Raw genomic sequence first — 13,988 nt, forward strand, 5'->3', positions numbered from 1 at the left:
TTAGAAGTCACCAAGGTCGCGTTACCGTAGAATGCGCGCAGGGATCCTTCGGAGCTTTTTCATGATGACGTATTGGAGTGTGTTGAGGGCGGCTAGACGTGCGGGCTTGGCCGCAACCTTGGTTATCTTGGCCCCGTCCTTGACAGCCGTCGCGCAGAAGCCGCAGGCGCGTATCACCGCAGAGGTCGTGAACTCGAACCGGGCCCTGATCCAGGGGTCGGCCCTACCCAGAGCTCGCGCCGATAACGATGCGGGCAAGGTGGCCTCAGATATGAAGCTACAGGGTATGAGCTTTGTCTTCTCTCGGTCCGACGCCCAGTCCGCCGCGCTCGAGACGCTTATTGCGGCCCAGCAGAATCCGTCGTCGCCTTTGTACCATCAGTGGTTGACCCCAGACCAGTTCGCGAGTCGGTTCGGGGCCGCGGACGCGGATATCGCGAAGGTCGAGGGGTGGTTGCAGCAGGAAGGGTTCACGGTCGATCACGTGTCACGCAGCCGTGACCGGATCACCTTCTCCGGAACGGCGGCGCAGGTTGAAGTGGCGTTCGGCGCGCCTATTCACTACTTCACCACGAACGGCGACACGCACTTTGCCCCGCTGGGAAGCCTGAGCGTTCCAGCGGCGTTTTCGGCAAGCATTCTTACAATAGGGAACGTTTCAGACTTTCGCCCCAAAGCGCATGTGAAGTTCATGACCCCGGAGACGGTCAAGGCGAACTTTACCTCAAGTCAGTCAGGTTCACACTTCGTTACTCCGAAGGATGTTGCAACCATCTATGACATCAACGCGGCCTACAACGCGGGGTACACGGGGACAAACCAGTCCATCGCAATCGTTGGGCAGTCCTCGGTTGTTCTGACGGACATCAGCAACTTCCAAACGGCTGCAGGCCTCACCGTTAAGGCCCCTACCCCTATCCTCGTCCCGGGCTCTGGAACTACGGCATCTCCCGTGACTGGAGACGAGGGCGAGTCGGATCTTGATCTGGAGTACTCGGGCGGGATCGCCAAAGGTGCGACGATCTACTTCGTCTACACGGGAAATAACCAAAACTACGGGGTCTTCGACTCCCTGCAATACGCTGTCGACGAGCGCCTCTCCCCAATCATCAGTTCCAGCTACGGAGAGTGTGAGACGGCCCTTGGTGCCGCGGATTACGCTTCCCTGAACGCGATTCTCCAGCAAGCGTCAACGCAGGGACAGACTGTCATCGCGGCCGCAGGAGATGACGGCTCGACCGACTGTTATGAACAGACGGGGCTCACCTCGGCCCAACAACTCGCACTTGCTGTCGACTTTCCCGCCAGCAGTCAGTATGTGACCGGAATGGGTGGAACGGAGTATCTCGCGGCGGATGTGGCCACGGGGAACACAACGTACTGGACCGCGGCGAGCGGAAGCGATGTGATCAGTTCCGCGCTTTCCTACATTCCGGAGATGGTCTGGAACGACGACTCCTCCACGGACGGCATTTCGTCTGGTGGCGGGGGAACTAGTCAATTCACCGCGCGACCGAGTTGGCAGACCGGCGTGACAGGCATCCCATCGGGCAGTTTTCGATTGGTTCCCGACATCTCGCTTGCGTCATCCCCGAACAATGCCGGGTATCTCTACTGCTCGAGCGATACGCAATCTACCGGAATTACCGGAAGTTGCTCCAATGGTTTCCGCGATAGTTCGGATGCCAGCCTTACAGTCGCTGGCGGAACGAGCTTTGCCGCCCCGATCTTCGCCGGCATGCTGGCGATCATCAACCAGAGCCGTAACTCGACGGGGCAGGGCGTAATCAACCCCACACTCTACACGCTCGCCTCGAACTCTGCGACGTACTCAACGGCCTTCCATGATACGGTGACCGGCGGCAACCAGTGTACGGCGGGCTCGTCGTCAACCACGGTGTATTGCAACTCAACAGGTGCTTCTGCCTACGCCGCCGGTACTGGATATGATGAGGCATCTGGCCTTGGTTCTGTCGACCTGAACATTCTGCTTACCGCGTGGCCGACGACCTCTGCCACAACTTTGCAGGCATCTTCTACTACACTCTCCGCGGCGACGCTTTCACCGACGTCCGGGGCGGCGGATGTGATTACGTTCACGGTTGCGCCCTCGTCGACTACGTTCACCACAACTCCGACGGGCAGTCTGATGCTGGTGGTCGACGGGACGACTGCGGCCTCGACACTCGCGCTGACGAATGGAGTCGCAACTTACACCTTTACCTCGACGACAGCTGGTGCCCATGTCATTGAGGCGACTTATTCCGGTGACTCCATCTATGCCTCATCAACTGGCTCTCTCGCTCTTTCCATTGGCGCCACGACTTCATCCACGGGAACCTTTATAGTGTCCGCGCCTTCACTGACGGTAGCTGACGGGTCTTCCGGGAGTTCGACCGTGACAGTCACTCCAGCGGGCGGGTATACAGGTACTCTCAGCTGGACACTTTCGACAAATGCGTCGCTCACGAATGCCTGCTACACCATCAACAACTTGACTGTTCCCGGGACGGCTGCGGTCACCACTTCATTGACCATCGCAACGAGTTCTTCGCTCTGCGCGAGTTCCTCCGTGGTTGGAGGCGCTGGCTTGCGGAAGCTCGGCAATGGGCAAATCACCGATAACCGTGCGCCGTCCCCGGCTCCTTCACGGTCAGGGTCCATGCCAACTGCGGTCGCATTTGCCGGGTTGCTTGCACTCCTGGCCCAACGTCGGCGGCCAGTATTGCGTCTCTTACTTGCCGTCGTATCCATTGGGGTGCTGGGCTTCGGTCTGTCTGGATGCGGCGGGAGCGGCAGCAATACGACCACGACGACCACCACGACTACCACCACGTCGACCAATGCAACCAAGGGTACATACACCCTAACGCTGGTCGGGACCGACACCGCGAACACGGCCATTACCGCCTCCAGTACGTTCACGTTGACGATCGATTAGCGGCGGCTCCATGAAGACTCCGGGCATGCGGGACGACCGCGCGATGCCCGGAGCCATTGGCATAAGGCGCTCTAGTCAGGGTTGAAAGTTTGCGCATGCTTAGCGGTGCGGGTTCCTAGTGCAATGTCGTCAAAACGAGAAGGCGTTCTTCGCCTTGCTCGTCGCGCCCGAGCGTAGCGTAGAAGGATGAGCGCTGTAAACGCGGGATGGGCCTCGAAAGAACTTCAGGAAGTACTGTCCGGGGCTCGGGTGACCGAGAGACGCGGGGGCGAACCAGACCGCAAGGGCAAGTGTGTCGTGTACTGGATGCAGCGGGCGCAGCGCGGGATCGACAACCATGCCGTCAACCTCGCCGTGGCCGTAGCGAATGAGATGTCGCTCCCTCTAGTCGTCTATTTCGCCGGAATCTCGAACTTTCCCCATGCGAATCTGCGGCACTACGTCTTTCTCAACCAGGGCCTGCCAGATATCGAAGGCGACCTGGCCAAGCGAAATATCACCTTCCTTATGCGGAAGGCTCCAAGCGAATCTCTGCGACAGCTCCTGGTGGATGTGAAGGCGGCGATCCTGATTGGGGATGAGAACCCCATGCGCGAGCCGGAGCGTTGGCGGCGCGACATTGCGGCGAGTGTTCCAATTCCTTTCTATACGGTCGATACGGATGTCATCGTACCGTCGAAGCTGATCGGCAAGGCGCAATACGGGGCTTACACGATTCGGCCGAGACTCTACCGGGCCCTGCCTGAGTTTCTCAGGCCCTATGAGAATCCTTGCGCAATAGCCAGTTGGAAGAGACCGCGTGGCTTCAAGTCTGATTCCGTACACGAGGACATAACGGCAGGCTGGAAGGATTTCGATCGGAGTGTTCGGCCGGTTGCAGCTTGGAAAGGTGGCACGCACGCGGCGTTGGCGCGGCTGAAGCTCTTTACGGAGACGATGCTGCATGATTGTGAAACGCAGCGGAATCGTCCGGAGACGGATGGGACCTCCGCAATGTCTCCGTACCTGCACTTTGGACACATTGGGCCACAGACGATCGCGCTGGCCATCGATGCGGCGGCGGCGGCGAATCCGAAGCTTCAGTCCGCGCGAGACAGCTACTTTAACGAGTTGATCGCGTGGCGGGAACTGGCTGTGAACTTCGTGAAGTATTCTCCGGACACCTACGACACCGCCGATTGCGCGGAGGAGTGGTCACGGAAGACGATCGCAGAGCATGCGCGGGATGAACGAGAGCACTTGTATTCGCTCAAGGAACTTGAGCTTGGACAGACGTACGACGAACTTTGGAATGCGGCGCAGATTCAGATGGTGCGACACGGCTGGATGCACAACTATCTGCGAATGTATTGGGCCAAGAAGATTCTCGAGTGGACTCCGGATGTGCAAACGGCGATGAAGCATGCCATCTATCTGAACGACAAATATTTCATCGATGGCCGAGATCCAAACGGATATGCAGGGGTGGCCTGGGCCATCGTGGGAAAGTTCGATCGTGCGTGGGGAAGCCGGCCTGTGTTCGGTAAGCGCCGTTACATGTCGGGCGCGTCAACAGGAAAGAAGTTCGATTCGAAGGCGTATATCCGTCAGATGAACGCGTTGCGGGAGTAAGAGTCGAATCTCGGCAAAAAGGGCAAATCGGGCCGTTTTTGACGTGGTCGGCCGCATCGCCAGACGCTGGTTTGCCATCCAAAGAATCATGGATTACGGAAAGCTTGGCTCAACTGGCGTAACAGTTTCGCGCATCTGTCTGGGAATGATGACCTACGGCTCGAAGAGCTGGAGACAGTGGGTGCTGGAGGAAGACGACGCGCGCCCTTTCGTAAAGGCGGCTATCGAGGCAGGGATCAACTTTTTCGATACGGCGGATGTGTACTCGCTCGGGGTAAGCGAGGAGATCACGGGAAAGCTCCTTAAGGAGTACGGGCCGGCGCGCGATGAACTAGTGATTGCGACGAAAGTCTTCAACCCTATGAGCAAGGATCCGAACGACAAAGGGCTGTCTCGGAAACACATCATGCAGTCGGTGGACCGGTCGTTGAAGCGCCTGGGGACGGACTATATCGATCTTTACCAGATTCATCGTTTCGATCCGTACACGCCGATTGAGGAGACGCTTACGGCGCTGGATGATGTGGTGCGGGCGGGAAAGGTTCTCTATCTCGGTGGATCGTCCATGTATGCGTGGCAGTTTCTAAAGATGCTGGAGTTCCAGAAGCAGAATGGCCTGGCGCACTTCGTGACGATGCAGAACCACTATAACCTCGTCTATCGCGAGGAAGAACGCGAGATGATTCCTCTGTGCGAGTCGGAAGGGATCGGCCTCGTTCCATGGAGCCCGCTCGCCAGGGGATTTCTTGCGGGTAACCGAAAGCCTGGCGACGAGAACGGCAGCACGCTGCGGGCACAGACGGATGACTTCGGTCGCTCGCTCTACAACGATGCAGACTATACGGTCGTGGAGCGCGTCAACGAGGTCGCAAACGAGCGCGGCGTGAAGCCGGCCCAGATTGCGCTGGCATGGGTTCTGTCGAAGAAGGCAGTTTCGTCGCCGATCATCGGGGCGAGCAAACAGTATCAGCTTGACGATGCGATTGGCTCTCTGCCGATCAAGCTCTCCGAAGAAGAGATCAAGAGGCTCGAAGAGCCATACACACCGCACCCCGTGCTTGGCCATAACTAGTTGTAGCTGCGTCTATCGTTTGAGGGTTCACCTTGGCTGTCATGCTTGTCACCGGTATCGCCGGCTTTATCGGATCGCATCTCGCCGACGCTTTAGTTCAACAGGGCCACGAGGTGCGCGGACTGGATAACTTCGCAACCGGAAGCCGGCGGAATTTGGCCGGCGTGGCGGATCGCATCGACGTTCGCGTCGTTGATTTGCGGGATGAGGAACGGGTTGCGGAAGCTTGTGAGGGGGTCGACACGATCTTTCACGAGGGTGCGCTTCCTAGCGTTCCGCGCTCGGTCAAGGAGCCGCGGCCAAGTCACGAAACCAATATCGATGGGACGTTCAACCTGCTCGAAGGGGCGAGGTTGGCGGGGGTAAAGCGCATCGTGTACGCAGCTTCATCGTCGGCCTATGGGGACCAGCCGGGCTTTCCCCGCGTGGAGACGATGGCACCAAAGCCTCTATCGCCCTACGCTGTCCAGAAACTTACCTGCGAGCTTTACCTGCAGTCGTACTGGCAAGTCTATGGCATCGAGACGGTTTGCCTGCGCTACTTCAACATCTTCGGTCCGAGGCAAGTTCCGGATTCGCCGTACTCCGGTGTGATGGCGCGCTTCATTTTGCAGATGATGCGGGGAGAACAGCCGGTCATCTTTGGAGATGGAGAGCAGGGTCGCGACTTCACTTACATCGCGAACGTAGTCCAGGCTAACCTGCTGGCGGCTTCGGCCCTGGCCGAGAAGGTGGCTGGCCGCGTCTTCAATGTCGCATGTGGTGAACGTCACACGCTGAACGAAACCTTTGGTCTACTTGCGGGTTTGCTCAACTATGCTCGCGGTCCAAAGTACGGACCGGAACGCGCCGGTGACGTGCGAGACTCGCTTGCCGATATCTCGGCCGCACGTGAGGCATTTGGGTATGCCCCCGAACTCGGCTTTGAAGAAGGGCTTAGGCGCACCGTGGCCTGGTACAAGACACAAACCGAAATGGAGTTGACGCATTGAGTACACTTCCCCTTGTTGTTACGGGAGCATCCCGCACCTACTGTCATACCTTTTCCGAATGGCTCGCAGGGATTGAAGATCGTACGGCCCGCATTGGGATCATCGGACTCGGTTATGTTGGTTTGCCGCTGACCCTTCTCTTCAGCGAGGAGCGCTTTCGTGTTACCGGCTTCGATATCGACTTTGAGAAAGTGCAGAAACTGAACGACGGCAGATCGTATATCCATCGAATTGAATCGGCGCATATAGCGAAGGCGCAGGAGAGCGGGTTTGAGGCGACGTCGGATTTTTCGCGGATTGCGCAGATGGACGCCGTCTTGATCTGTGTGCCGACGCCTCTGCATGAAGATCACACGCCGGACATGAGCTACGTCGTTTCCACGATGGAGGCTCTCGCGCCGCATGTTTATCCCGGACAACTGGTCGTTCTTGAGAGCACGACTTATCCCGGAACAACAGAAGAGATAGTTGTGGAGACGATTGAACGCCATGGACGCAGACTCGGTATCTCAGTGATGCGCAGCGATCAGGAAGAACTCGACGGCGTCCTGGTCGCCTTCTCACCCGAGCGCGAGGATCCTGGAAATATGGTCACTCCGCGTCGCGATATTCCCAAGGTCGTTGGCGGCGTAAATGGAGTCGCCACCAAAGCCGCATCAGCACTCTACGGAACAGTCTTCAACCGGACGGTACCGGTGTCGAGTCCGGCTGCGGCGGAGATGACCAAGTTGCTTGAGAATATTTACCGCTGCGTCAACATCGCGCTGGTGAACGAACTGAAACAGATGAGCGAGCCCATGGGTATCGACATCTGGGAGGTGATCGCGGCAGCCGGCACGAAGCCGTTCGGGTTTCAGGCCTTCCAGCCCGGTCCTGGAGTCGGGGGGCATTGCATCCCGGTGGACCCGTTCTATCTGACCTGGAAGGCGAAGGAGTTTGGCTTTCAAACGCGATTCATCGAACTCGCGGGCGAGGTTAATGAATCGATGCCACTCTATGTCGTTCAGGCGGCTGAGCGTGCGCTCGGACGAGTTGAAATGTCTTTGGCGGATGCGAAAATTCTGGTACTCGGCGTTGCCTATAAACGCGACGTGGACGATCTGCGCGAATCGCCTGCGCTGACGATTATCGAGTTGTTGCAGCGTGCGGGGGCTGATGTTCGCTACAACGATCCATTCTTCCCAACCGTTGGCAAGGGAAGGAAATATGAGCTTCATCTCAAGTCGACTCCTTTGGAGAATCTCGAGCGGTACGACTGTGTTTTGATCGCGACCGACCATAGCACCTACGACTATCGCTCGATCGTTCGAGACGCGAGACTAGTCATCGACTCGCGCAACGCAACCCGGGGCATCGTGTCCACGAAGATCGTGCGCTGCTAGTGGGACGATCTACACGGACGGGTATTCCTTCCGGCCTCCTGTAAATTTCGGCATTCTTGTTCCCTGGCGTTGACAGGGCGGCAGTGGTAACGCACGATAGGTTTGCGCTGCGTTTCCGCTGAGCTCTTCTACGACCATGCGCCCGTTCGACCACGTCCGATCATCCGTCCTCCGGTGCGCGTTGTCGTGGGCGACATTCCTGCTGCTATCCGCGTTAGGGGCGTATGTCGGAGCGCAGAATCCGCCGCTTTCAACCCAAAATCTTCCATCAAGAGCGGGCCAGATCAGGAGTTCACCCGTCCTGGATTACCGTCAGCGTGCTCAACGCTTTCTCAATGGCCGCTCAACCGCAGAAAAAATCGTCTCGGAGAATTCACGGACGAGAAGCTACACGACGTTCGCAGCGGGCCAACAGTCGGCTGCGTTCATGCCAGGCGCTGTGCTCGCACCCAGGATTACTGGGCTTGGTGCTGCGTGGACATCAGCCGGACCGAATCAAGTCGCGACAACGGCCTTCGGCAACGTCACCGGTAGGGTGACCGCCATTGCAGTAGATCCTGCGGACGTGACAGGGAATACGGTGTACCTCGGTAGCTCTGGCGGAGGTGTCTGGAAATCCATAAACGCCGCAGGACCTGTGGGCAACGTAAAGTTCCTCCCGCTGACGGACGTCCTTCCGGTATTTGCCGCGAACCTGAGGTCGTTTGTTACTCCTTCACTTTCCATCGGAGCCCTCACCGTTCAACCTGGGGTGGGCCTTGGTGCGGCAATCCTCGCTGGAACGGGAGATCCGAATGACGCGACAGACTCCTATTACGGGTCGGGTATCCTCCGCTCCGTCGATGGGGGAAGCACGTGGACGATTGCCGTCGGGGGCTCTGACGGCTTTGCAGGCAGCCACTCCTTTACGGGGCTTGGAGCAGCAGGTTTCGCCTGGAGTACGGCGACGAGCGGTCTCGTGGTCGCGGCGATGAGCCAGTCACGCGAAGGCTTGCTCGAGAACGATCCAGCCAGTAACAGCGTCCTCGGACTTTACTACTCAACCGACGCGGGCGCGACTTGGGAGCTGTCAACGGTCATGGACGGATCACAGATCGTGCAGAGCCCGCTTGTACTCGGTGACGACGGGAACGGGAGTGCCGCAACCTCTGTCGTCTGGAATCCAATACGCCAGGAATTCCTGGCAGCGATCCGCTACCACGGTTACTACTCCTCGCCGGATGGTGCAACCTGGACGCGTCTCGATAGGCAGCCGGGTTCGGGACTGACTTCCGTCGCATGTCCGGCGCAACACCTTGGACCAGGATCCTCCGACTGCCCAATCTTTCGAGGATCGCTCGCGGTGCAGCCAGTGACAGGCGATACGTTCGCCCTCACGGTCGACAGCAATAACCTTGACCAGGGGCTCTGGCAGGATGTCTGTGGAGCTTCCGGCCCTGGATGCGCCAGCCAGCAGATCACCTTCGGTACGCAGATCGCCTCGACTCCCCTCGAACGCGGATCAGGAAGCACGGAGATTCCCCAGGCAGACTACGACCTCGCCCTGACCGCTGTGCCCGTGGCGTCCGGCGATACAGTGAACACGTTGCTGTTTGTGGGCACGGAAGACCTTTACCGATGCACGCTTACCAATGGGCAGGGTGCAACATGCCTTCTCCGGAATACTACGAACGCTATGAACGGATGTCTTGCGCCGGCAAAGGTCGCATCAGCGCAACATGCGATTGCTATCGCAGAACTGGCAGAGCCTCTGGTGTATCTCGGAAATGATGGTGGTCTCTGGCGTTCGGTGGATGGAGTCGCGCAGACCGGTTTGGCTTGTTCAGCGGACGATGCTACCCACTTCGACAATCTCAACGGCTCGCTTGGATCGCTTGCCGAGTCGGTCAGTCTGGCTTCGAGTCCGACCGACGGGAATACTCTCCTGCTCGGGGTAGGCGCGAACGGAACGGCGTTGACGTCGAACGCGTCCGCCTTGGAGCCGTGGGTCCAGCTTGCAACTGGTGAGGGTGGAACGGTCGCGATTGATCAGACGAATCCTCTCAACCTGTTCATCTCGACTGGATCTGGGGTGAGCATCTCGTCTTGCGACAAAGGACCGGGCTGCGGGCCCAACGACTTTGCAGGCCTTCCGACGATCGGGTCGGCGCAGGTCTCGGGTGACGCTGCACTCGTTGACGCACCGTTTTTGCTCGATCCTGTCTTAGCGTCGAACATCATCACCGGCACATGCCGCGTCTGGCGAGGGCCGTCCTCCGGTGGGAGTGCTTGGTCAGGAAGCAATGCGCTGTCGGCATTTTTTTCGGGATCTCCGAGCGCAGCATGCGTGTCAGGCACCAACCCTCTCGTGCGTTCACTCGGGGCAGGCGGACCACCGAGCAGTACGGCAGCTTCACAGAATGCTGGAGCGACGGTCCTTTATGCCGGCCTTGCCGGAACGCTGGACGGCGGAGGAAGCATCGGCGGCCATCTGTTGACGGTGTCGAGCGCTGACACTGCCGGTCCAGCTACGGTTTGGCATGATGCAGCAGGAACGAACGTCAGCAACGACATTGCGGACGGAGGAAAGTTCAACCCTGGAGGTTTCGACCTTTCGTCGATTGCCGTGGATGCTCACGACGCGACCGGACGAACGGTTTACGTGACTTTGATGGGCTTCGCTGGAAGGGGAGTGAATGCTCCCCATCTCTACCGGTCTCTCGATGGTGGAGGGAGCTGGGCCAACCTTTCGAGCAATCTGCCGAATGCTCCAGCGAACTCAGTGGTCATTGATCCGAACGACGCGAACACGGTGTATGTTGCCATGGATACGGGAGTATATGTCACCACGCAGGTGGCCATGTGCTCTTCTGCGAACTGCTGGAGCCTTTATGGGACGGCCCTGCCGAACGCGCCAGTGGTTCAGCTTGTCGCTTCGGCCGGAGTCGCAACCAGCGATGGAAGAACGGGGGAGTTGCTTGCGGCGACCTACGGAAGAGGTGTGTGGCGCATTCCGCTGCTAACCGCTGTGAGTCCTGCCGTTCCAGCGATCACTTTGAGTCCGACCACTCTGAGCTTTGGTGATACGGCGGTCGCGACCGAGAGCGCTTCGCAGACTGTGACTGTCACAAACAGCGGAAACGCTTCCCTGACCGTTACGGGGGTCACGGCATCGGGCGATTTCGTTGAGACGGACAACTGTATTGGCCCGGGCGTGACCATAGCTGTGGGTGCGACATGCACCGTTTCCGTCAGTTTTTTGCCTGCTTCGTCTGGTGTTCGTTCCGGTCTTTTGACCGTCTATGGCAATGTCCCGCTCGGGCAAGCGATCGTGTCTCTGGCCGGGACGGGCACATCTGCGGCGGCAATCGTACTGAATCCCATCGCGGTGACTTTTCCGACGACAAACGTCGGCTCCACAAGCGCACCGATCAACATCACGATCTCGAATACGGGGGAATCGTCAGTTACGCTCCAGACACCAGCTGTAAGCGGGGATTTTGCGCCCTCAGCGAATACCTGCGGTGAATCGCTCGCTTCGCAGACCGGATGCACCGTTTCCGTCGTCTTTCATCCGACCCTGTCCGGGGTGCGAACTGGAAGATTTTCGATCACGGACAGTGTGGGCACGCAGGTCGCTTCGCTGAGCGGGTCGGCGCAAACCCTAGCTACCGACGACCTTTCGCCGCTTATGCTCAGCTTTGGAGCGCAGGTGCTGAATACGACCAGCGTGAGCCAGACAGTGACCCTGACAAACTCGGGAGACACGCCACTCACCTTGATCGCGGCCAACAGGACGACCGGCGACTTTACCGTAGTGAATGGATGTGGAAACTCGTTGAACGGTCATAGCGCCTGCGCGATCTCCCTTGCATACGTGCCGAAGACGGTCGGGCCGGAGACTGGATCGCTCACCGTGTCGGATCAGCTTCGCAGCCAGATGGTCATGCTGACCGGGACCGGGCTCGCTCCCGCCGGCGTTTCTCTGTCACCGTTTGCAGGGATTGCATTTGGAGCCACGGCGGTAGGCGTCACGTCGTCTGCGCAGACCGTCACCCTCACCAACAACGGTGGTGTGGCGCTTAATTTACAGAGCGCCTCGATCTCGGGAGACTTCGTGATCCTGGGTGGGAGCAATGGCTGCGGGAACACGCTTGCAGTTGCGACCTCATGCACTCTCCAAGTCGCATTTGTCCCCACAGTAGGCGGAACGCGCACAGGATCGCTTGCGTTCACCGATAGCGCGGCGAATTCCCCACAGACGTTGACGCTCAGCGGTACTGCGATTGATTTCACGCTTACGCCGGACGGACCGACGAGTGTGAGCGTGTCGAACGGGGTGGCGGGGAAATTTCCTCTTCTTCTCACCTCGGCTACCGGCACGCCTGGAACCGCGAGTTTCGCTTGTGCCGGCGCACCAGCGAATGCGACCTGCAATGTGACTCCGCAGGATCCTGCGCTTGGCGGGACGACCGTGATCTCGGTGACGCTCGCCACGGGCGTCTCGGCATCTGGTGCCGCAGCCAGGCGGAACCGGTTTGCAACGACGATTTGGCTGGAGGCAGTGCTTCCGTTGTGGATATTCGCCTTCCGCCGTAACAATCGCCCTGGACGATCCTGGAGAGGATTTATCCTCTGCCTGCTCTGCGCGGGGCTGATCGGTTTTGCGGGGTGCGGCGCCGATCGTCTGATTCCGGAGACGGGAGCGGGAACGTCGTCTCCGGGCGGAGTAGTAACACCAAGCGGTTCATACAGCGTTGCTGTCTCCGCGATGAGCGCCGGGCTGACACGGACGGTGAATCTGACCTTGATCGTGCAGTAGCTCATGCGGATTGGCCTGCGCTGACGCCCGAGGCCCAGGCCCATTGGAAGTTGTAACCACCGAGCCAGCCAGTGACGTCGATGACTTCGCCTATGAAGTAGAGGTTCGGGACGAGACGGCTTTCTAGGGTCCGGGCGTCGAGTTGATCGGTGTCCACTCCTCCTACGGTGACCTCGGCTTTGGTGTAACCTTCGGTGCCTGCGGGAGTGATTCTCCAGGAATGGATCTTCTGTTCCAGGGCGGCCAGGCTCGGATTGGTCCAGTCGTCGGGTTGATTGATCTGGGTCCAGCGATCAGCGAGGCGGGCGGGGAAGATTGTGCGGAGCGCCTGGGCGAGGGCGGCGGGATCGCGCCGTGCGTTCTGTTCGCGGAGTGGATCGAGAACCTTGGTTCCGGGTGCGAGATCGAGTTCGAGAGGTTCGCCTGGGGTCCAGTAGGAGGAGATCTGGAGGGTCGCGGGACCGCTGATTCCGCGATGGGTGATGAGGAGCTTCTCACGGAAGGCCGGTTTGGTGCGGGACTTAGCGGTTGTGGTGGCGACGACCTCAGTGGAGAGACCGGATAAGTCGCACCATAGATCGCGGTCTTCGGGGGTGAAGGTGAGGGGGACGAGGCCGGGGCGACAAGGGACGATGCGGTGGCCGAAGCGTTCGGCGAGACGGTAGCCGAAGGAGGTTGCTCCCATTTTTGGGATCGATAGGCCGCCGGTGGCGACGATGATGGATTCGGCGAGGAGATCGGGGGAGTTCTTCAGCTTTAGGCGGAAGATTCCAGTTGGTTCGTGATCGACTGAGAGGATCTGGGCGTTGGTGCGCAAGGCGACATTGGCTTCGGTGCATTCGCGCTCGAGCATCGTGACGATGTCGTGGGAGGAGCGGTCGCAGAAGAGTTGACCGAGTGTTTTCTCGTGATAAGAAATTTTGTGGCGCTCGACCATCGCGATCATGTCGGTGGGGGTGAAGCGGGCGAGGGCTGACTTGGCGAAGTGCGGGTTTGCGGAGAGGAAGTTTTCAGGGCGGCAGTTTAGATTGGTGAAGTTGCAGCGGCCTCCTCCGGAGATGAGGATCTTTTTCCCTGCTTTTTCTGCATGGTCGAGGACGACGGTGCGGCGACCCCGGCGCCCGGACTCGATGGCCGCCATCAGGCCAGCCGCCCCGGCTCCGAGGATGGCTACGTCGGTCGACTGCAT

General features: G+C 59.1%; 7 protein-coding genes. 6 read left to right on the forward strand and 1 reads right to left on the reverse strand.

Annotation, left to right across the window (positions count from 1 at the left end; genetic code table 11):
* Positions 1-139 precede the first annotated feature (139 nt).
* The 6 genes from GRAN_RS08745 to GRAN_RS08770 all read left to right on the forward strand — a co-directional run bounded on the left by GRAN_RS08745 (position 140) and on the right by GRAN_RS08770 (position 12,799).
* Positions 140-2,941, forward strand: coding sequence for a protease pro-enzyme activation domain-containing protein (locus tag GRAN_RS08745; protein ID WP_241654417.1), 2,802 nt, complete (start codon positions 140-142; stop codon positions 2,939-2,941).
* Between the two features lie 186 nt (positions 2,942-3,127).
* Positions 3,128-4,552: a deoxyribodipyrimidine photo-lyase gene (locus GRAN_RS08750; protein ID WP_128912513.1), complete on the forward strand. Its 1,425-nt coding sequence runs from the start codon at positions 3,128-3,130 to the stop codon at positions 4,550-4,552.
* Positions 4,553-4,640: 88 nt separating this feature from the next.
* Positions 4,641-5,624: an aldo/keto reductase gene (locus GRAN_RS08755; protein ID WP_128912514.1), complete on the forward strand. Its 984-nt coding sequence runs from the start codon at positions 4,641-4,643 to the stop codon at positions 5,622-5,624.
* A 32-nt stretch (positions 5,625-5,656) separates the two neighbouring features.
* Positions 5,657-6,616: an SDR family oxidoreductase gene (locus GRAN_RS08760; RefSeq protein WP_128912515.1), complete on the forward strand. Its 960-nt coding sequence runs from the start codon at positions 5,657-5,659 to the stop codon at positions 6,614-6,616.
* Between the two features lie 71 nt (positions 6,617-6,687).
* Positions 6,688-7,998 (forward strand): nucleotide sugar dehydrogenase, encoded by a 1,311-nt coding sequence (locus GRAN_RS08765; protein WP_128913050.1) that lies wholly within the window; start codon positions 6,688-6,690, stop codon positions 7,996-7,998.
* Between the two features lie 427 nt (positions 7,999-8,425).
* Entirely contained in the window at positions 8,426-12,799 is a 4,374-nt protein-coding gene (locus GRAN_RS08770; protein WP_128912516.1) for a beta strand repeat-containing protein, read from the forward strand.
* Between the two features lies 1 nt (position 12,800).
* Here GRAN_RS08770 and GRAN_RS08775 read toward each other — a convergent pair whose 3' ends face one another.
* Positions 12,801-13,988 (reverse strand): BaiN/RdsA family NAD(P)/FAD-dependent oxidoreductase, encoded by a 1,188-nt coding sequence (locus GRAN_RS08775; protein WP_128912517.1) that lies wholly within the window; start codon positions 13,986-13,988, stop codon positions 12,801-12,803.

This window comes from Granulicella sibirica, from assembly GCF_004115155.1.
GTDB classification, from domain to species: Bacteria; Acidobacteriota; Terriglobia; order Terriglobales; family Acidobacteriaceae; genus Edaphobacter; species Edaphobacter sibiricus.